Below are 19,556 nucleotides of genomic sequence, written 5' to 3'. Positions count from 1 at the left end.
GAATGACATTGTTCGAACAGGCCGATTATAAGCGTTCTTTTCCCGTAAGACGGCCCGCATCCCCTTACATTTCCGTAAAGTTCGCAATCATCGCGATCTCCACAGAATATCGATGAGGGAGCGGCCCCTAGTTGGCGCGGCTGCTGCCGTAGGCGGCGTGCTTGCGGTTGCCGTAGGCGCTCCCCTTGCGGGCCGACTTCTTCAGGTCCTTCAGCACGTCGTCTTCGGACTTGTCCTCCACCGAGCTCTTTAGCTTCACCACCTGGTCGCGCAAGCGGGCCGCCTCCTCGAAGTCCATATCGCGGGAGGCCGCCGCCATGTCGTCCTCCATGGAGGAGATGATGCGCAGCACCTCTTCGCGGGACAGCTCGGCCAGCTCCTTGTTCACCTGCTCGGCCGTACTGCCCTCCACATCCTCGGTGATGAATCCCATGATGTCGTTGATGGCCTTGCGGATAGTCTGGGGCTCAATGCCGTGCTCGCTGTTGTAGGCCATCTGGATCTCGCGGCGCCGCCGCGTCTCGTCGATGGCGCGGCGCATGGAGTCGGTGATGCGGTCGGCGTACATGATGACCTGGCCCGACACGTTGCGGGCCGCGCGCCCGATGGTCTGGATGAGCGAGCGGTGATTGCGCAGGAAGCCCTCTTTATCGGCATCCAGGATGGCCACGAGCGACACCTCGGGAAGATCCAGGCCCTCGCGCAGCAGGTTGATGCCCACAAGCACGTCGAACTCGCCCCGGCGCAGATCGCGCAAAATCTCAGTGCGCTCCAAGGTGGCGATGTCCGAGTGCATGTAGCGGGACTTCACTCCCTGGTCGAGCAGATGGTCGGTGAGGTCTTCGGCCATCTTCTTCGTGAGCGTGGTGATGAGCACGCGTTCACCCCGGGCCGCCCGGTCCTTGGCCTCGTCAATGATGTCGTCGATCTGGCTCGCGCTCGTGCGCACGACGATCTCGGGATCCAGCAGGCCCGTGGGGCGGATGACCTGCTCCACCTGGGCCAAGCTCACCTTCTCCTCGTAGTCGCCCGGCGTGGCCGACACGTAGACGAACTGGGGGATGCGCTCCTCGAACTCATCGAAGCGCAAGGGGCGGTTGTCCAGGCAGCTGGGCAGGCGGAAGCCGTGCTCGGCCAGGGTGATCTTGCGGGAGCGGTCGCCCTCGTGCATACCGCGGATCTGCGGCACGGTGACATGGGACTCGTCGATGATGCAGAGGAAGTCCTTCGGGAAGTAGTCGATGAGCGTGTAGGGCGGCTCGCCCGGCGCCCGTCCGTCCAGATGACGCGAGTAGTTCTCGATGCCGGAGCAGAAGCCCATGGTCTCGAGCATCTCCAAGTCGTAGTTCACGCGCATCTCCAGGCGCTGGGCCTCCAAGAGCTTGCCCTCCTCCTTGAACTGCATGAGGCGCTCGCGCAGCTCGTCTTGGATAGTGACCAGGGCCTTGTCCATCTTCGGCCGCGCCGTCACGTAATGGGACGCCGGCCAGATGGGCAGCGCCTCGTAGCTGCTCAGCACCTCGCCGGTGACCTGGTCGATCTCGTCGATGGACTCGATCTCATCGCCCCAGAACTCTATGCGGATGGGGTGGTCGGCGTAGGGCGGGAACACGTCGAGCGCATCGCCCCGCACACGGAAGGTGCCGCGCTTCTGCTCGTAGTCGTTGCGGTCGTACTGGATATCGATGAGCTCGTGGATGACCTGGTCGCGATCCATCTCCTTCTCTTTGTCGACGAACACGGCCATGCCGGCATAGTCCATGGGGCTGCCGATACCGTAGATGCACGACACCGACGCCACCACGATCACGTCGCGACGCGACAGCAGGGCCGAGGTGGCCGCATGGCGCAGCTTCTCCACCTCCTCGTTGATGGAGGCGTCCTTCTCGATGAAGGTGTCCGAGGCAGGCACATAGGCCTCGGGCTGATAGTAGTCGTAGTAGCTGACGAAGTACACCACGGCGTTGTCGGGGAAGAACTCCTTCAGCTCGGCGGCCAGCTGGGCCGCGAGCGTCTTGTTCGGCGCCATGACGAGCGTGGGCTTCTGCACCGCCTCGATGGTCTTGGCCATGGTGAAGGTCTTGCCGGAGCCGGTCACGCCCAGAAGCGTCTGGTAGCGCAGCCCCTCTTCGATGCCCTTTGCGAGCGCTGAAATGGCCTCGGGCTGATCGCCCGATGGCTCGAAGGGCGAAACCACCTTGAACGGCGTGCCCGCCAGGCGCACCTCGGGAAGCTTGCCGGCCATCTCGATGCCCTCGATATTGGAAAGATGAGTGGACACGCGCGTCTCCTTCTCAAAATGTCGTTAGAAGGAGCCCAGTTTAGCACGGCCCGATATAATTGAACAGATGTTCGTTTCCATTACCTGCGTCTCTCCATTCATGAGTGCTATACTTCGCAATCGTCATCGGCGGAGCGTGAAGGAGAAGGCTGTGGCGAATCTGAAGAACGTGGTTCCCGGCATCGGGGTGTGCGCGGCCATCGCTGTGCCCTGCTGGTTTCTCGGCGAGGCGCTGCCGGTCGTCGGCGGTCCGGTGTTCGCCATCCTCGCGGGCATGGCCATCGCGCTTCTGTGGAAGCAGCCGAGCCGCGGCACGGTGCAAGACGGCATCGCCTTCACGGCGAAAAAGGTGCTCCAGTACGCCGTCATTCTGCTCGGTTTCGGGCTGAACCTGGCCCAGATCGCCGCCGTGGGCGCCGAGAGCTTGCCCATCATAGCCTCCACCATCGCCACGGCGCTCATCGTCGGCTACATCCTGTACAAGGTGCTGCGCATGGACTCGGCCATCGCCACGCTCATCGCCGTGGGGTCCTCCATCTGCGGCGGCAGTGCCATCGCGGCCACGGCCCCGGTCATCAAGGCGAAAGACGAGCAGGTGGCCCAGGCCATCTCGGTCATCTTCCTGTTCAACGTCATCGCGGCGCTCATCTTCCCTACCTTGGGAAGCGCGCTCGGCATGTCCAACGAGGGCTTCGGCCTGTTCGCCGGCACCGCCGTGAACGACACCTCGTCGGTCACGGCCGCCGCGGCCGCCTGGGACGGCATGCACCCCGGTGCCAACGCGCTTGACGACGCCACCATCGTGAAGCTCACGCGCACGCTCGCCATCATCCCCATCACGCTCGTGCTGGCCATCATGATGGCGCGCAAGGAGAACGCGGCGGCGGACAATGCGACTACGGGCGCGAAGCTCCTCGGCGGCTTTTCGCTGAAGCGCGCCTTCCCCACCTTCATCCTGCTCTTTTTAGCAGCCTCGGTCATCACCACGGTTGCCGTGGCCGCCGGCGCCGACGTGGCCACCTTCGCGCCCTTGAAGACCTTGAGCCGGTTCTTCATCGTCATGGCCATGGCCGCCATCGGACTGAACACCGACCTCGTGAAGCTGGTGAGAAGCGGTGCCAAGCCCATCCTCATGGGCCTTATCTGCTGGGCCTGCATCGCCGCCGCCAGCCTCGCCATGCAGCACACGCTCGGACTGTGGTAGGAACCTTCTACCCGTTCGCAAGAGTTCGATAGGCGTTCACGGCCGTTTCCCGGCTCAACTTGGCGACGTCGCCTTTCATAAAAGCGTAGAAGTTACCCTTGTTCAAACCCGTCAGGCGGCATGCCTGTGCCCGCGTCATCCCGCGCTCCGCCATAACGCGGTCGATGGCATCGCGCACTCCGGGAAGCATGCGGCGATCCCGCTCCAGCCTCGTTGCCTCCGACCGCCACGCATTCCACACCTTGCGGTAGCGGTTCTGGCCTGGCAGTTGCTCGAGCCATTTCTCGAGCATGCCGCCGGCTCGATCCAGATCGGCCAGCGCGGCTCGATAGGCAGCCTCGAACGACGTGCCATCCGCCTGACGCATCAGGTAGTCCGCACGGCCGCTCGCAAGGGCTAGAAGAAGCAGAGCCTCGGCACCCCGGGGAGAATCCCCGACAACGGCTTCGAAGAGTTTCTTGATACTGGACGTTCCGCAGCCCGTGAGCTCCTGCGCATAAGCCTGCAGAAACCCCTTAAACGATCGACTCATGACAACCGCTTTCCAAAAGTATTATTTCCTAGAAATAATACTTTCCATCAAAAAGAAAAGCAAGGGCCGGGGATGGCCCTTGCCGAATTGCCGTCAGATGAACGCGCCTAGACGGTCTTCTTATATTCGTTCCACCAGGCGAGCACCTCGTTGCGGAGCTCTTCGGGGGTGCCGTCGTTGTCGAAGACCACGTCGGCCGCCTCGATGCGGTCGGCATCGGTAATCTGACGAGCGATGCGGGCGCGCACGTCCTCCTCGGTAAAGCCCGAGGCCACGGCACGCTCGATGCGCACCTCCAGCGGCGCGAGCACGGCGATGACCACATCGGCCCCGTAGGCCAGTGACTGCTGGCGGTTGCGGAACACCGAGTACTCCACCACCACAGCCGGCTTCCCCTCGTACTCGAACTCGTCGATGAGGTCGGTGTAGCGCTCCTCGATACGCGGCATGGTGATGCAGTTCAGCTTGCGCGTGGCCGCCGGGCTCGCGAAGGCCACCGCGGCCAGCTGCGCGCGCACCACTTCCCCGTTCTCGTCGAAGATGCCGTCGCCGAAGGCGCCGCGCAAATCGTCCTTCACCGTATCCCACGTGAGCACCTCGTGCCCCACCTGGTCGAGATCGATCCAGGCCAGGCCCTCGTCGGTCAGCGCCTTGCGCGCCGTGGACTTCCCGGCTCCCATGCCGCCGATCAGAAACAGCTTCTTCATGCAGTACCTCCTCCGAAACCGCGCCCCTTCGCGCGATCCTGCGCAAACATTTCATCACTCTCATAATACACGAGAAGACCGCCCCGAAGGGCGGCCTTCTGAAAGTCGCTAGTCGAATACAGCGGCTATGGGCATCCGAGGTTGCTTACTCCTCGGTGGTCTCCACCTCGACGACCTCGGCCTCGGCAGGAGCCTCGTCGGCCTTCTTGCGGCGGGCCGGCTTCTCCTCGGCCTGCACCGACTCGTCCACGTCGATCTCGAAGCCGAGTTCCTCAGCGGCGGCCTTCATGGACAGGGAGATGCGGCGGCGATCCGGGTTGATCTCCATGACCTTCACCTTCACATCGTCGCCCGCGTGCACGACCTGCGCCGGGGTGTCGATGTGGCGGCCGGCCATCTCGGAGATGTGCACCAGGCCCTCGATGGAGTCGCCCAGCTCGACGAAGGCGCCGAAGGGCACGATCTTGGTGACCTTGCCGTCGACGATGGTGCCCACCGGGTAGTTCTCCACGAGCTTGATCCACGGGTCGGGCGTGGTCTGCTTGAGGCCGAGCGAGATGCGCTCACGCTGCAGATCGACGTCGAGCACCTCGACCTCCACCTCGTCGCCCACCTTGACGACCTCGGAGGGATGGTTGACGTGGTTCCAGGACAGCTCGGAGATGTGCACCAGGCCGTCGATGCCGCCCAGGTCCACGAAGGCACCGAAGTCCACGATGGAGGACACGTTGCCCTTGAGGCGCATGCCCTTGGAGAGCTTGGAGAGGATCTCGGCGCGCTCGTTCTTGCGGCCCTCCTCCAGCAGCACGCGGCGGGACAGCACAACGTTGTTGCGGTTGCGGTCCATCTCGATGACGCGGGCCTCGATCTCGGTGCCCAGGTACATGTCCAGGTCCTTCACGCGGCGCAGGTCCACGAGAGAGGCCGGCAGGAAGCCGCGCAGGCCGATGTCCAGGATAAGGCCGCCCTTGACCACCTCGATGACCTCGCCGGTGACCACTTCGCCAGCCTTGAACTTCTCCTCGACGGAAATCCAGGCACGCTCGTACTCGGCGCGCTTCTTGGAGAGGATGAGACGGCCGTCCTTGTCCTCCTTCTGGAGAACGAGGGCCTCGATCTTGTCGCCCAGGCTCACGATGTCGGACGGATCGGCGTCCTTGCGGATGGACAACTCGCGGGAGGGAATGACGCCCTCGCTCTTGAAGCCGATGTCCACCAGCACCTCGTCGTGCTCGAGCTTGACGACCGTGCCGTCGACCAGATCGCCCTCGTCGAACTCGGTCAGCGTGCCGTCGATCATCTCGTTCATCTGCTCGTCGGAGATGTCGGAGAAGTCGATCACAGACGTGTTCTTGATTTCGGTCAAAACGGACCCCTTTCAAAAACTAAATCGGGGACCCTTCGTCATGATGGTTGATACTTACCCATGTTCGCTTGCAGAAGCAAGGGATCGCGGTGCAACAAACATGTCTCGGGGGCCAACAGATACTTTCACTTGCCCGTTTGGGCAAGCTCGCCCAGTATAGCACCGATGGACCGACCCGTTTTGTGGATTTTGCCGCAAGGACGCTATTTTTCCATCCTCAACCAAACGTCCACAGAAGCGCCCCGGCGCGGGGAGGCCTACCCCTCTGCTATTTCCCTCAGAACGACGACGAGCGCCGCCCTGTCCTCTTCGTCCAAGCGTCCGATATAGCCCGCTGTCCCTAGGTAGTCGGTGGGAATCCGCGCAATTCTATCCGCACGCGCGATCGAGGGCTTTTGCAGGCCGACCTTCTCCCAATGACGAATGGGATAATCGTGGGGCAGCTGCAGCTTGTTCGTTGCCGAAGTCACCATCATGACCAGAGAGCCGTCCTCCTCCCGTCCCACCACGACAACCGGACGATACTTGTAGCCTTTTCCATCGGAGAAATCAAACCGCGCATGCCATATTTCCCACGGCCCGGGACCGTCCTCACTCGTCATCGTCGGCCCAATCTGCGGGAAGAACGACTACGCCGTCCTCATTCAATTCTGCCTGATAGGCCTTTGCGGCCAGTGCGCGATAGGACGGGACCTCGGCACGAAGGTTGAAGGGCAGGCCGCCTACTTCGATGGATTTGATGAGGAACATGTTGATGGCATCGGACAGGGAGAGGCCCCAATGAGAATAGACGCTCGTCGCTTCGGCCTTCACTTCAGCCGTTGTCCGCGTTTTGATTTCAGCCCTGCGCGCGGGGGCAGCCGTTGCAGTCGCCATATCAGGCTCCTTTCCTTTATTACCCGAAGTGTACCCGCTTTGGGCATGCTTTTCAAGCGATGCCGTTTACTGACCAAGACACAGAAGCGCCCCGGCGCGAGAGGGCGCGCCGGGGCGAAAGGGGCTGGCAGCCGGACGAGGGCGGGGCGGCTCCACCTGGTAAGGTTGCCCCCGCCGCAGGAAACCGGACGGCGGGCTAGAAGAACACTGATAATGGGAATCGCGCTGTCGGCGAGTACCATCGGCGATGATAAACGCGGCGAAATCCCTGATCGTAACAGCGCCCGAGGATCTGAGAAGGTCCCTGGCGAAGCTCTCCAGAAAGGACCTGAGGAGCGCTCTCCCGGCGCTTGACCCCGGCGCCGACGGCGTTGTTCTGGCCCTGGGGTCCTTGGGGAGGGCTTGGGATCTCCAGGATCGAGAGGCAGATGCCGTAGAGGGCAAGATGAAGGAGATCCTGGAAGCGAACGCCCCTGCGCTGCTTGCGATCTTCGGATGCGGCACCGTTTCCGCCGCGGCTCTCGCCGTCGCGGGCGGGGGAAACCCGGAAAGGCTGAACAGCGAGGCCGAGTTCGCCTCCTTATGCGGCGCCGCCCCGCTTCTGGCGAGCTCCGGAAAAACGGAGCGCCACCGCCTGAACAGAGGAGGCGACAGGAAGGCCAGCAGGGCGCTTTACCAGATCGCGGTGACCAGGATGTCGTACGACCAGAGAACCAAGGACTACGTCGAGAAGCGCAAGGGCGACGGAAAGTCCAAGAAGGAGACCATAAGGTGCCTCAAGCGCTACATTGCGCGCGAGGTGTTCAGGGCCCTGCGCCATCCGTTCGAGGTCAAGGGTCCTTCATGGAAGGACCTGCGCCCCGCCAGGCGGGCTTTGGGCATCACTCTGGTCGAGGCTGGCAACGCCCTCAACGTCGGCTTCCAGAAGGTGAGCTATGCGGAAACGGGACGGCTAATGAACGTTCAGTTCTTGGAAAAGTACGATACCTGGCTGAAGTCTCAGGCGAAAGAAGCGAGTTGACATACATAGGAGCTTCGAGTTCGGCGCCGGCTGCCCCGTCTACACTTTTGACATGGCATGCGCGGAGGATGGCGGCGTGGGCCTCGGGCACGGCTTCTCATGGGTCGTGCTGAACGCATCCGCCTGGCGAGCGTTGCCAGAAGGGGGTCTTCGTGGTTTACTTCGATATGTTGCCACCGAGGAGGTCGGCGACGATAAGCTCGCGGCCGACCTTGCAGCCGCCGTGGAGGCGGCGAACGAAGATGCCGCCTGGAGAGAGGAAGCCCTCACCATGTTGACCATTGAAGAGGATATGCGCGCGCAAGCCCGCTTTATGATGGAGGAAGCCCGCGAAGAGGGCCTGGCAAAGGGTCTCGCCGAGGGACGGGCCGAGGGTCGAGCCGCGGGTCGAATCGAGGGAGCCGACAAGCTCGGAGCGCTCGTGGTCCAGCTTATAGACGCCGGACGTCTCGAGGATGCCCGTCGCGCGGCAACTGACGCGCAATACCGCGAGCAGATGATCGAGGAATTCGGCATCGAGTAGCTGCAGCACGCCGCGCGGGAGATGCGGGGTGGGCCAGTACGGCCGGCTTCACCCCCGCATCGACCCAGAAGGAGCGGGTGCTTCGGGAACATGAGCACGCATGGCCTTCTACGCCTCGGATCTGTCCATGTTCGTGTTCTACTAGACCCATCCGACCCCTCCTTCCCCTTCTGCTCCCCGACCGCCTCCTCCTATCAGCGGTCGGGGAGCCCTCGTTTCCAAGCCGTTTTCTCGGACCGTCCTTCCTCGACCTTCCCGCTCAGCTCTTGCGTTAGAATAAGAAGCTGTGCGTTTCTTCAGATCGGTTTCATCGAGATAAGGCTCTGCATGGAATTGACGCTTTCGATGTTTCTTGCGCAGGCAGGCGATCACCCCGTCCTGCTCGGCATTCTGGCGCTTGTCATCGGAGTGACGATCATCTCGGGGGCAACCGACGCCCCCAACGCCATCGCCTCGGCGGTGTCCACCCGCTGCCTTTCCTCCACCGCGGCCCTCATCTTGGCGGCCGTCTTCAACTTCATGGGACTCGTGGGCATGACCTACATCTCCACGGCCGTGGCCCACACCATGTTCAACATGGTGGACTTCTCAGGCAACACCCACCAGGCGCTCCTCGCGCTCATCGCCGCCATGATAGGCTCCATCGGCTGGGGCGTGTTCTGCTGGTTCTGGGGCATCCCCGCCAGCAAGTCCCATTCGCTCATCGCCGGCGTCACGGGCGGTGCCATCGCCTTGAACGGTCTGGCCGGCGTGGTGCTCTCCGAGTGGATGCTCGTCATCTACGGCATGGCGTTCTCGCTCGTGGGAGGCTTCATCCTCGGCATGGCAACTACCAAGATCATCGAGTTCTTCTTCTCCTGCGCCGACCGCAAGCGCGGCAATAGGGTGTGCGTGGTGCTGCAGGATATCTGCGCCTGCGCGCTGTCGTTTCTCCACGGCGCCCAGGACGGCCAGAAGTTCATGTCCATCGGCCTATTGGGCATAGCGCTCGCCTTCGGCATGGAGACGAGCGGCGCCGCCGACTTCCCCCTGTGGCTCATGGTCATCTGCTCGCTGGCCATGTCGCTCGGCACCCTGCTCGGCGGCAAGCGCATCATCAAGTCAGTGGCCATGGACATGGTCTCGCTCGAGAAGTACCAGGGCGTGGCGGCCTCGGTGTCCACGGTCATCACCCTGTTCGTAGCCTCTATGACCGGCATGCCCGTGTCCACCTCGCACTGCTCCACCGCTTCCATCATGGGCGTGGGCGCTTCCCGCAGCTTCCGCCGTGTGAACTGGGGCGTGGCCCGGCGCATGGTATGGGCCTGGGTGCTCACCTTCCCCTGCTGCGGCTTTATCGGCTGGGCCCTCGCCAAGCTGTTCATGATGCTCTAGGCAACCGCCTTCTAAGCGGAATGCCGCTTCATAGCGCTTCCGTCTATGTGCACCAACAGGGCCCGGAACGCATCCCGGGCCCTGTTGTCGTCGATGCCGGGCGCTTTGCGCCTGCGCTGTCCTTGAGGCTGCGTTACTGGGCGGCCTGGGCCTCGCGCAGAGCGCGCACCATCTGGTCGGCGCAGGAGGTGGAGCGCCGCCCGCAGGTATTGCCCTCCAGAAGCGCGGCCACGTCATCCACCTTCATGCCGGTCACCAGCTTCGAGATGGCCTTCAGGTTGCCGTCGCAGCCGCCGGTGAACTGGACGCTCTCCACCGTGTCGCCGTTCACTTCCACATCGATCTGGCGGGAGCACACGCCGCGGGGGGTATAGCTGTGCATGGGGTTCCTTTCTCTCGTTTTCTCGCGAGAGATTGTAGCACGCACGCCCCCTACACAGCGGCTGCGCCCCGCTCGCCGGTGCGAATGCGCACGACCTCCTCGATGGGCGCCACGAAGATCTTGCCGTCGCCCACCTCCCCGGTGCGCGCGGCCGCCACGATAACGTCCACGAGACCGTCCACCTCCCCATCGTCCACGACGATCTCGAACTTCACCTTCGGCACCATGTTCAGCAGCACCTCGGTGCCGCGCACGTACTCGCTCCAGCCGTGCTGGGCGCCGCAGCCGTGCACCTGGGATATGGTCATGCCGCTCACGTCTGCCGCGAACAGCGCGTCCTTCAGGGCTTCCATCTTCTCGGGCCGCACGATGGCCGTCACTCGCTTCATAGGTCTCAGCTCCTTACTTGTTGCTTGCCGTGCTCTGCGCCGCTAGTCCAGGCCCAGATAGGCCGGGTAGGCCGACTCGCCGTGGACGGCCACGTCCAGGCCGGCTGCCTCGTCGGCGGCCGAGACGCGCAGGCTGCCGCCGAAGCAGGCCCGCACGATGAGCCCGAGCACCACGTCGGCCGCCACCACGAACACCACCGTCACCACGATGCCGAGCACCTGGGCGCCCAGAAGCGACCAGTCGCCCGTGTACAGAAGGCCGCCCGCACCGGTCCACGAGAGCTCCGGCACGCAGAAGAGCCCCGTCAGGACGCCGCCGACGATGCCGCCGACGCAGTGGCACCCAAAGGCATCGAGAGCGTCGTCGTAGCCGATGCGGCGCTTAGCCTGGGAGATGGCCGCATACACCACCGGGCTCACCACCGCGCCCATGACAAGCGCCGCCCACGGCTCCACGAACCCCGCCGCCGGCGTTATGGCCACCAGCCCTGCCACAAGCCCCGTGGCCGCGCCCACGAGCGTGCACTTCCCCACGTGCAGCCGCTCGGCCATAAGCCACGACAGCACCCCGGCGGCGCTGGCCGTCACGGTGTTCAGCAGCGCCAGGGCCGCCACCCCGTCGGCGGCGAACTCGCTGCCCGCGTTGAAGCCGAACCACCCGAACCACAGAAGCGCCGCGCCGAGGGCCACGAAGGGCACGTTGTGGGGCCGGTAGGACAGCACGGCGAAGCCCTTGCGCCGACCGAGCATGATGCAGAGCACGAGGCCCGTAAGTCCCGAGGAGATGTGCACCACGTCACCCCCAGCGAAGTCGAGCGCGCCGATCACCTCGCCGATGAGCGACCCTTCTCCGCCCCACACCATATGGGCGAGCGGCGCGTACACCGCAAGCACCCACACTGCCACGAAAGCGCACACCGCGCCGAACTTCATGCGCCCGGCCACCGCGCCGGTGATGATGGCGCAGGTGATCATCGCGAAGGCCATCTGGAAGACGATATCGATAATGGCCGGGTAGCTTGCCGCCAGCTCCGGGTCAGCGGCCAGCGCCCCCTGGCCTGAAAGTATCGCGAAGGCATCGGGCGTGCCCGCGGCCTCGGCCACCATGTCGTTCACCGCGCTCAAGCACCCCAGCTGGTCCAAGCCACCGAAAACGGGGATGGCGCCGTCGCCGCCGTAGGCGAACGACCAGCCGCACGCAACCCATGCCACCCCCACGATGCCGAGCACCGCGAAGATCATGACCATGGTATTCACCACGTTCTTGCGCCGCGATAGCCCTCCGTAGAAGAATGCGAGACCGGGTGTCATGAGCAGCACCAGCATGGTGCACACGAGCATGAAGCCGGTCGAGCCAGTATCGAGCATGGCAATCAACCTCCTTAGGGGACTGCGGTGGAAAGGGATGGAGAGACCCTTCCCACCGCAACCGATACCAACCGGCCTACCCGTTTCATGTCTCTCCATCCCCTACCGCCAGACAGTCCGACGATCGGGAACAACCCGATTGTTCCACGCATCCCGCTCACCAGCGGACTCATCGATGATTGTTAATCCCCTCAAAAAGAAGTGTTAACGCCCCCGACCATTCCTTGTTACTGGCGGGAAACATTTGGCCGCGCGGAGGCTTGCCGCGCCCGGAACGCCTACAATGGAGCTGCAACGCAAGCCATTTCGGGAAGGAAAGCCCCATGAGCGTGTCATTCCGTCAGATCGAGCGCGACGAAGAGGTCGAGGCGCTGGCCCACATGGCCCATCATATCTGGAACGAGTACTGGCCGGCCCTCATCGGCCAGGAGCAGACCGACTACATGGTGGAGAAGTTCCAGAGCCTGAACGCCTTCCGCGCCGACATCGCCGACAACGGCTACGAGTACTTCTTCATCATGGACCGCGAGAACGCCACCCCGCGCGAGCTCGACCAGGCCGTCCACGGTGCCGACATCCACGACGAGGGCAGGCCCGCGCCGGCCGGCGCCGACGACGCCGTGGAATCTGACCGCGATGGAGAGCTGGCCCACGACGCCGAGGACTTCGCCCACGAGGCTGCCAAGCCGCGCATCATCGGCTATACCGGCGGCCACGTGGAAGCGGGCACGAACCGCTTCTTCATCTCGAAGGTGTACCTCTTGAAGGAGCATCGCGGCCGCGGGCTTATTGCCAGCGTCGTGCGCTTCTACGAGCGCCTGTGCCGCGAGCGCGGACTGGACGCGATGTATCTGACCGTGAACAAGAAAAACGAGATGGCCATCCGCGCCTACAAGAAGCACGGCTTCGAGATCATCGATGCCGTGGAAACCGACATCGGCGAGGGCTTCATCATGGACGACTACATCATGGAGAAGAGGCTGAAGTAGCCCGGTAGCATCCCCTTACGCCCAAGCGAGCGGGACACGAACGCGTCCCGCTCGCTTTCTCTTTTCACGCAGTCGCCGAGGTAGCTTCCGGCCTCTTGCCCTCAACGCAATGCCCGCTATTCGGGCAGCTCGACCTCCTCAACATCGCAGAAGAGATCGAGGTATTCCCGAGCCGACAAGCGCCGAATCGGCGAATTGGCAAACGCGCTCGCATCGCGGGAAATGATGAAACTAACCGGCACGCCCTCGGCGCAGGCACGCACGACGCCATCTTCGAAATCCGGCTCATTGGACAAGGCGGCGATACGGCACAGCGCTCCATCGACGGGAATTACCTCAAAGAGATCCATCAGGGCGAGAATGTACTGGCGAGCTGCTACCTCGTCTGCGTATTTCGTCAGAATGTAGTAGATATCCTTCAGGGAAAGCGCCGACACGTAACCCGTTACGCCCTCGTAGAGAAACTCGTCCATGAGAAGCGATGCGCTCGCCCACTCCGGACGCTCTTCCATGGCGGCATCCAGCAGAATGTTCGTGTCGAGAAGGAGCTTCCTATTCATAGCGGCTCGCAATAAGCTCGCGAATTTCCTCATCGTTCATTTTGCCGATCTCGGCATTATGGGGGCGCTTGGAGAAACCCTTGATAACAGCAAGGGCCTGCCTCTTTCGCGCACCAGCCTTTTTCGCCGGGAGATCCGGCATTTTTCCCTCTTGCCGAATGGCGCCGAGCAAAACCGTCCCGCAATACTGCCCGAAGGACATGCCGTACTCCTGCCGCGCAAGCGCCTCGGCAAAAGCCAGCTGCTCCGCATCGGCCCGACTCGAAAACGTCTTCGTCGCCATAGCAACCTCCTTCAACTCACCCCATAATACTCCCTCTATCGGAGAATGTAAACATGTTTACATTCATAGGATAAGAAAGCCATCGACTCGAAAATTCTGTCTTCTCATCCAACTCCGGCAACCGCGATCAGCCCCACCTTGAATGCAAAACCTATGGGGCGGTATAATCTATGCGCCAAACAACAAGAGTTCCGCCCAGGCGGTACGACTATACTCACGTCTTCATTTCACCGAAGGCCAACTCTCGAGCAGAAGAGCATCTGCTTTCAAGATGTTGGTCTCCGCGTGAGAAAACTCTTGTTGTTTGGCGACAGGGTGGATGCTCTTCTTCATGAGACTCCCATAGCAGAGCATCCAGAACTTCGAGAGAAGAGGATGTCGCCATGAAAGATGTTGTTCTGCGCCAAGGCGTAATGCATGTCGGCTATTCGCCAGATGGCAATTACACAATTCCCGACGGTTTTACCTGCATTGTAAGCAACTGTTTTTTAGGTCGCCAAGATATCAAATCCATCACTTTGCCTTCTAGTCTTAGGGTAATAGGCAACGGAGCGTTTTCATGTTGCGAGAATTTGGAAGAGATCGAATTCCCACCCAATATTCAAGTTATTGAGGGAGAGGCGTTTTCGGGTAATCGGTTTACCAAAGTGAGCATCCCGGGAAGCGTAAGAAATATCTCATACTGGAGTTTCTCAGGATCTCCCACCTTGGAAAGAGTCGTTTTAGAGGATGGTGTTGAATCTATCGACATCCAAGCTTTTGCCAAATGTCCCAATTTGAATGAGGTGCGAATTCCTGCATCGGCACATTACATTGCCGAAAACGCTTTCGAGAGCTGTCCTCATTTGGTCATTTTCGCTCCGGCTGATTCGTATGCTGCCAATTTTGCCCGTCAGCACGATATTTCAACAACCGAGAGATAGGGAGAGGAGATCGTCATGAACAAGGTCATGTTTAGGCAATTCAATCGCGGTTCCCTATTTACGATGCTCGTCGTTGCCTTTATCGTCATTGCGGCCCTTGCCCTCAAGCCCACTGCCGCCTATGCCGCAGATGCAGACACCATCATTCTCTATAAAAATGGCACACTCGTACTTCAGGCAGGCACAGAACCGCAGGAGGATCTTTACGGAGAAGTGAGGGCAGTGGTGTCACCGGGAATCACGCAGAATGGAGCTATCTACTGGCCTGACGATGCACGTGATTTGGTTAAAAGAGTTGTGATCTCTGACAGCATCCCTTTCTCTCAGAGCTTACGTTTCACCTACTGGGGTAATTTGCGCTCGATCGAGGGCCTGGATAAAGTTGATACAAGTAGGACCACGGACATGAGCCGGATGTTCATGGGTTGCAATAGCCTAGAATCGTTAGATCTTTCCACGTTCGACACTTCCAATGTAACAAATATGAAGGAAATGTTTGAATGGTGCTTTTCGCTAGAAGAACTGGATCTCTCCTCTTTCGAGACCTCGAACGTAACCGATATGAGTTTCATGTTCAGCGGATGCAAGCGGCTAGAGTCTCTCGACCTCTCGTCTCTTGACACGTCCAGCGTAACCAACATGAGTGGCATCTTTGGTGATTGCTGCTCACTAAAGCTTCTCGATCTGTCTTCGTTCAAAACGACAAATGCAACCAATATGGGTGGAATGTTTTCTTGCTGTTGCTCTCTTACGCATCTGGATCTCTCCTCCTTCGACACGTCTAATGCCATCAGTTTGAGTAGTTTGTTCTCAAATTGCAGGAAGATGGAATCACTGAATCTCTCCCATCTTGACACCTCAGGCGTTGTGAATTTGAGCAATATGTTCTCTGAGTGCTCCTCGCTTACATCACTTGACTTATCGGCATTTAACACGTCGAATGTATCCGATATGTCCTATATATTTCGGAATTGCTCGTCTTTGAGCAACATCAATCTCAGCAAGCTCAACACATCCGAAGTCACAAATATGGATGGAATGTTTGATGGATGCTCTTCGTTGCGCCTCCTCGATTTGTCATCCTTCGATACTTCCAGAGTCACGAGAATGAACGAGATGTTCAATAACTGTTCATCTCTCAGCGAGCTAGACCTTTCAACCTTCAAAACGCCTCATCTTGAATACATGAGTGAAGGGCTTGGAATGTTCGTAAACTGTTCCTCGCTTAAGCACCTTGACCTCTCCACCTTTGACACTTCTCGTGTGAAGATATTCTCCAGCCTATTGTCTGGATGTCGGTCACTTGAAACACTCGATGTCTCTTCATTTGACACCGCAAACGCCCTCAGCATGAGCTCAATGTTTAGGGGGTGCGTTTCGCTCAAGGAGCTCGATCTCTCGTCCTTTAACATGAAAAACGCCACTGAAACCAGCTCCATGTTCTCCAACTGTATGGCACTGGAGAGGATCACCGTTGGATCCTCAGGCAAGCTCACTGGGCTTTTACCAAATTACATGAATGAATGGAAGAGGGAGTCAGACGGCCTCTCTTTTGCAGTTGATGAAATCCCCGCCTGGACCGCCGCCACCTACATCAAGGTGCCCAACGAGCCCACAGCTCCTACGGAACCCTCTGCACCATCCATTCCTTCATCTCCCACCCTACCTGCTCCCCCCCAAAAGCCGACGGACGCCAAGCCCGGCGCGACTTCTCCGACAACGCCTCCGGCCATCACGACGCCGACTTCCCTCTCAAAGGCGAGCATTACCGTTAAAGACCGCTCCTATACGGGTAAGACGCTGAAACCCTCCTCGATCACTGTGAAACTCGGCGGGAAGACCTTGCGGAAGAACGTTGACTACACAGTTTCCTGCAAGGGCGGAAAAAAGGTCGGCTCCTACAAAGTGACCATTAAGGGCAAGGGTGCCTACCGGGGCTCGAAAAGCGCGACGTTCAAGATCGTCCCCAAGGGCACTTCCCTCTCCAAACTCAAGAAGGCGAGAAAGGGCTTTACAGTCACCTGGAAAAAGCAGGCCCGGGAAACCGACGGCTATCAGATTCGCTACAGCACGAGCAAGTCGATGAAAGGCGCGAAAGCGAAAACTGCCAAGGGGCGCGCCAAGAGCAGCCTCAAAATAGCGAAGCTCAAAGGCGGTAAGAAGTACTACGTGCAAGTGCGCACCTACAAGAAGGCGGGCGGGAAGACCTATTACTCGTCTTGGTCCAAGGCGAAAACCGTTCGAACTGCAAAGTAGGACGCAAGCGCTTGAGATAGCCTTTCAGCGCCAGAAGCACCAGAGGGGTCCCGCAGATGCGCGGGACCCCTCTTTTTTGCGGGCATGCTCCGACAAGGAAGATCATGCCGTCCGGCGCTAATCGGCGAGGGCGGCCTCTTCGGCTAGATCGGCATCGGCGACAGAGGCTTGCATGGAAGCAGCAGCGCCCTCCCCTGCCGTCGCCGAGGCTCCGGCAGCTCCGATGGCGCCGCCAGCCGCGGCGGCCTCGCTCCCCGCCTTAGCGCCTAAGCGCTACGAGATGCGCCCGCGCGATGTGGCCCTCGGCCCGCACCAGATGTTCAACTCCTACAAGAAGCTCCTCGACTTCGACTACATCTACGAGCGCTGAGGCCGCAAACGCCACAGCCAGGAAAACACGAAGGGGCGCCTGCGTATGTGTCGCAGGCACCCCACAGTCTCAAAATTGGACACGTCGCAATTTTGAGACTCCTCCCCGCTCGCACGCAGCCACGAGACAGATCCGCGGCTTAATCCGTCAGCGCGTCGATAGGAATGACTGAGGTATTCTCTTCCGCCTTGCGGGCAAACCCTCGATTGCCCGCAAGAACCGTCGGGAGCAATTATGGTTGGTTCCGAAAACCCGCGCCGAACTAGCGGGCAGCGGCCAGCTTCGTGCGCACCGTGGCGGCGATACCCTCGGCATCCAGGCCCAAATCGGCGAAGAGGCGACCCACCGGGCCCTGGCCGACGAAATGGTCGGGAATGCCCAGAGTAACAGCCGGCACCTGCGAGCCCTGGCGGGCGAGCACCTCGAGCACGCCCTGGCCGGCACCGCCGGTAACGACGCCCTCCTCCACGGTGACCACAAGCCTCGTGGCGGCCGCGGCAGCGATGGTATCCTCGTCGAGCGGCTTCACCCAGCGCATGTCCACCACGCGGCACTCGATGCCCTCGGCGGCCAAGAGGTCGGCGGCAGCGCGGGCACATCCCACCATGCGCCCGAAGGCGAGCAGGGCCGCATCGCCCCCCTCGCGCACCACGCGGGCCCGCCCCACTTCCAGAAGCTCGGGCGCATCGGGCAGGCACGCCCCCTCGGCCTCGCCGCGCGGGTAGCGCAGCGTCACCGGGCCGGGCAGCGAGAGCGCCGTGTGCAGGGCGTGCACGAGCTCCGCCTCGTCGGAGGGGGCGAGCACGCGCACGTTGGGCACCATGCGGGAGTACACCATGTCGAACACGCCGTGGTGCGTGGGGCCGTCATCGCCCACCAAGCCCGCGCGGTCGAAGGCGAACACCACGTTCGCATCCAGCAGGGCGCAGTCGATGATAAGCTGGTCCACCGCCCGCTGCATAAAGGTGGAGTACAGGGCCACCACGGGCTTCTTGCCTCCCGAGGCAAGCCCGGCCGCCATGCCGATGGCCTGCTCCTCGGCAATGCCCACATCTACGAAGCGCTCGGGGAACTCGGCGGCAAAATCCTTCAGCCCCGTGCCCCCGGTCATGGCCGCCGTAATGGCCACCACGTCCTTGTCGCGAGCGGCCTCATCGGCCAGGGCAGCGCCGAACACCTCGGTATAGCTGGGGGCTTTCGCGGGCTTCTTCACCGCCTTGCCCGTAGCGATGTCGTAAGGGCCCGTGCCGTGGAAGCGCTCCGGATCCTGCCGCGCCGGTTCGTAGCCCTCGCCCTTGCGGGTGACCACGTGCACGAGGGCCGGACCGTCCATTTCCAGCACGAGGGACAAAATGTCGCGCAGCTCGGCGATGTTGTGACCGTCAACGGGATGGGTGCACACGATGCCGAGCGACTCGTAGATCATGGTGTGGGGAATCACCATCTGCTTGAGCGATTCCTTCATGTTCTTCCCGAAGCCAAGCAGGCCGCGAGCAGCGGGGCCTCCCTGCTCCATAGCCGCCTGCAGGCCCTCGCGGGCCTCGCGGTAGTGGCTGTTCGCGCGGATGTTGCCCAGGTGCTTCATGAGCGCGCCCACGTTGCGGGAGATGGACATCTCGTTGTCGTTCAGGATGACGACCAGGGGCAGCTGCTCGTTGCCCATATAGTTCAGCGCCTCGAAGGCCATGCCGCCTGCCAGCGACGCATCCCCGATGAGGGCCACTACCTTCTCGTCGGTGCCCTTCAGCTGGCGCGCCTTCGCCAGACCCGTCGCAATGGACAGCGAGTCGGAGGCATGGCCGGAGTAGTGCACGTCGTAGGGGCTCTCATGGGGCTTGGTGAAGCCGGAGATGCCCCCGTAGGTGCGCAGGGTCTTGAACGCCTCCCGGCGCCCGGTGAGCAACTTGTGGGCGTAGGCCTGATGCCCCACGTCGAACACCACGCGGTCGCGCGGCATGTCGAGCAGGCTCTCCAGGGCCACGATAATGTCCACCGCGCCGAGCGAGGATGCCACGTGTCCCCCGGTCACCGAGGTGGTGGCGACGATCTCCTGGCGAATCTCACGGGCAAGGATGGCCAGCTCGTCGTTGTTGAGCACCTTCAGGTCGGCAGGAGAGCTGATAGCATCGAGTATGCGCAGTGCGGCCATGGG

The 19,556-nt window shown here is 61.3% G+C and carries 20 protein-coding genes; 8 read left to right on the top strand and 12 right to left on the bottom strand.

Annotation, left to right across the window (positions count from 1 at the left end; all coding sequences use genetic code 11):
- Nucleotides 1–127: 127 nt before the first annotated feature.
- Nucleotides 128–2,245, bottom strand: coding sequence for an excinuclease ABC subunit UvrB (uvrB, locus tag C811_RS04820; protein ID WP_051127465.1), 2,118 nt, complete (start codon nt 2,243–2,245; stop codon nt 128–130).
- A gap of 187 nt (nt 2,246–2,432) precedes the next feature.
- On the opposite strand from uvrB, the gene C811_RS04815 reads away from it, so the two are divergent.
- Complete coding sequence (locus C811_RS04815) at nt 2,433–3,485, top strand: YeiH family protein (protein WP_016308356.1); 1,053 nt, start codon at nt 2,433–2,435, stop codon at nt 3,483–3,485.
- 7 nt (nt 3,486–3,492) lie between these two features.
- Here the strand turns inward: C811_RS04815 and C811_RS04810 are convergent, their stop codons facing one another.
- From C811_RS04810 to C811_RS04790, 5 genes are all read right to left on the bottom strand, one after another.
- Complete coding sequence (locus tag C811_RS04810; RefSeq protein WP_016308355.1) at nt 3,493–4,017, bottom strand: helix-turn-helix domain-containing protein; 525 nt, start codon at nt 4,015–4,017, stop codon at nt 3,493–3,495.
- 107 nt (nt 4,018–4,124) lie between these two features.
- On the bottom strand, nt 4,125–4,724 hold the full coding sequence (coaE, locus tag C811_RS04805; protein WP_016308354.1) for a dephospho-CoA kinase: 600 nt from the start codon (nt 4,722–4,724) through the stop codon (nt 4,125–4,127).
- A gap of 145 nt (nt 4,725–4,869) precedes the next feature.
- On the bottom strand, nt 4,870–6,090 hold the full coding sequence (gene rpsA, locus C811_RS04800; RefSeq protein WP_016308353.1) for a 30S ribosomal protein S1: 1,221 nt from the start codon (nt 6,088–6,090) through the stop codon (nt 4,870–4,872).
- Between the two features lie 257 nt (nt 6,091–6,347).
- Complete coding sequence (locus C811_RS04795; RefSeq protein WP_016308352.1) at nt 6,348–6,692, bottom strand: type II toxin-antitoxin system PemK/MazF family toxin; 345 nt, start codon at nt 6,690–6,692, stop codon at nt 6,348–6,350.
- The gene (locus C811_RS04790) at nt 6,682–6,966 is read right to left on the bottom strand and encodes a type II toxin-antitoxin system RelB/DinJ family antitoxin (RefSeq protein ID WP_016308351.1); all 285 of its coding nucleotides are present in this window, start codon (nt 6,964–6,966) and stop codon (nt 6,682–6,684) included. Before C811_RS04790 ends, C811_RS04795 begins: the two co-directional genes overlap by 11 nt.
- Before the next feature lie 247 nt (nt 6,967–7,213).
- On the opposite strand from C811_RS04790, the gene C811_RS04785 reads away from it, so the two are divergent.
- The 3 genes from C811_RS04785 (at nt 7,214) to C811_RS04780 (ending at nt 9,884) form a co-directional block, all read left to right on the top strand.
- Nucleotides 7,214–7,987, top strand: coding sequence for an IS110 family transposase (locus C811_RS04785; protein WP_016308350.1), 774 nt, complete (start codon nt 7,214–7,216; stop codon nt 7,985–7,987).
- A 76-nt stretch (nt 7,988–8,063) separates the two neighbouring features.
- Nucleotides 8,064–8,510: a FliH/SctL family protein gene (locus C811_RS15610; RefSeq protein WP_051127414.1), complete on the top strand. Its 447-nt coding sequence runs from the start codon at nt 8,064–8,066 to the stop codon at nt 8,508–8,510.
- Nucleotides 8,511–8,837: 327 nt separating this feature from the next.
- A complete protein-coding gene (locus C811_RS04780) occupies nt 8,838–9,884 on the top strand; it encodes an inorganic phosphate transporter (RefSeq protein WP_016308348.1) in 1,047 nt (348 codons plus the stop codon).
- A 133-nt stretch (nt 9,885–10,017) separates the two neighbouring features.
- Here the strand turns inward: C811_RS04780 and C811_RS04775 are convergent, their stop codons facing one another.
- The 3 genes from C811_RS04775 to C811_RS04765 are packed head-to-tail and all read right to left on the bottom strand — an operon-like array spanning nt 10,018 to nt 12,023.
- Nucleotides 10,018–10,311 carry a TIGR03905 family TSCPD domain-containing protein gene (locus C811_RS04775; RefSeq protein WP_474113234.1) on the bottom strand — a complete coding sequence of 98 codons (294 nt, stop codon included), beginning with the start codon at nt 10,309–10,311 and terminating at the stop codon, nt 10,018–10,020.
- A 5-nt stretch (nt 10,312–10,316) separates the two neighbouring features.
- Entirely contained in the window at nt 10,317–10,655 is a 339-nt protein-coding gene (locus C811_RS04770; RefSeq protein ID WP_016308346.1) for a P-II family nitrogen regulator, read from the bottom strand.
- 42 nt (nt 10,656–10,697) lie between these two features.
- The gene (locus tag C811_RS04765) at nt 10,698–12,023 is read right to left on the bottom strand and encodes an ammonium transporter (RefSeq protein WP_016308345.1); all 1,326 of its coding nucleotides are present in this window, start codon (nt 12,021–12,023) and stop codon (nt 10,698–10,700) included.
- A 323-nt stretch (nt 12,024–12,346) separates the two neighbouring features.
- On the opposite strand from C811_RS04765, the gene C811_RS04760 reads away from it, so the two are divergent.
- Complete coding sequence (locus C811_RS04760) at nt 12,347–13,012, top strand: GNAT family N-acetyltransferase (protein ID WP_016308344.1); 666 nt, start codon at nt 12,347–12,349, stop codon at nt 13,010–13,012.
- A 116-nt stretch (nt 13,013–13,128) separates the two neighbouring features.
- Here the strand turns inward: C811_RS04760 and C811_RS04755 are convergent, their stop codons facing one another.
- Entirely contained in the window at nt 13,129–13,572 is a 444-nt protein-coding gene (locus tag C811_RS04755; RefSeq protein ID WP_016308343.1) for a PIN domain-containing protein, read from the bottom strand.
- On the bottom strand, nt 13,565–13,855 hold the full coding sequence (locus C811_RS04750; protein ID WP_016308342.1) for a hypothetical protein: 291 nt from the start codon (nt 13,853–13,855) through the stop codon (nt 13,565–13,567). Before C811_RS04750 ends, C811_RS04755 begins: the two co-directional genes overlap by 8 nt.
- 383 nt (nt 13,856–14,238) lie before the next feature.
- Between C811_RS04750 and C811_RS16140 the strand changes: the two genes are divergently transcribed.
- From C811_RS16140 to C811_RS16395, 3 genes are all read left to right on the top strand, one after another.
- A complete protein-coding gene (locus tag C811_RS16140) occupies nt 14,239–14,778 on the top strand; it encodes a leucine-rich repeat domain-containing protein (protein ID WP_084811409.1) in 540 nt (179 codons plus the stop codon).
- A 15-nt stretch (nt 14,779–14,793) separates the two neighbouring features.
- Nucleotides 14,794–17,034 (top strand): BspA family leucine-rich repeat surface protein, encoded by a 2,241-nt coding sequence (locus C811_RS15605; protein ID WP_016308341.1) that lies wholly within the window; start codon nt 14,794–14,796, stop codon nt 17,032–17,034.
- Between the two features lie 172 nt (nt 17,035–17,206).
- Nucleotides 17,207–17,404, top strand: coding sequence for a hypothetical protein (locus C811_RS16395; RefSeq protein WP_016308340.1), 198 nt, complete (start codon nt 17,207–17,209; stop codon nt 17,402–17,404).
- Between the two features lie 262 nt (nt 17,405–17,666).
- Here C811_RS16395 and dxs read toward each other — a convergent pair whose 3' ends face one another.
- Nucleotides 17,667–19,553 carry a 1-deoxy-D-xylulose-5-phosphate synthase gene (gene dxs, locus C811_RS04740; RefSeq protein ID WP_016308339.1) on the bottom strand — a complete coding sequence of 629 codons (1,887 nt, stop codon included), beginning with the start codon at nt 19,551–19,553 and terminating at the stop codon, nt 17,667–17,669.
- Nucleotides 19,554–19,556: the final 3 nt, after the last annotated feature.

This window comes from Adlercreutzia caecimuris B7 (assembly GCF_000403355.2).
In the GTDB taxonomy this organism is placed as follows: Bacteria; Actinomycetota; Coriobacteriia; order Coriobacteriales; family Eggerthellaceae; genus Adlercreutzia; species Adlercreutzia caecimuris.
Note: the sequence above shows the minus strand (reverse complement) of the source record. Positions and strands in the feature narration are given on the sequence as shown.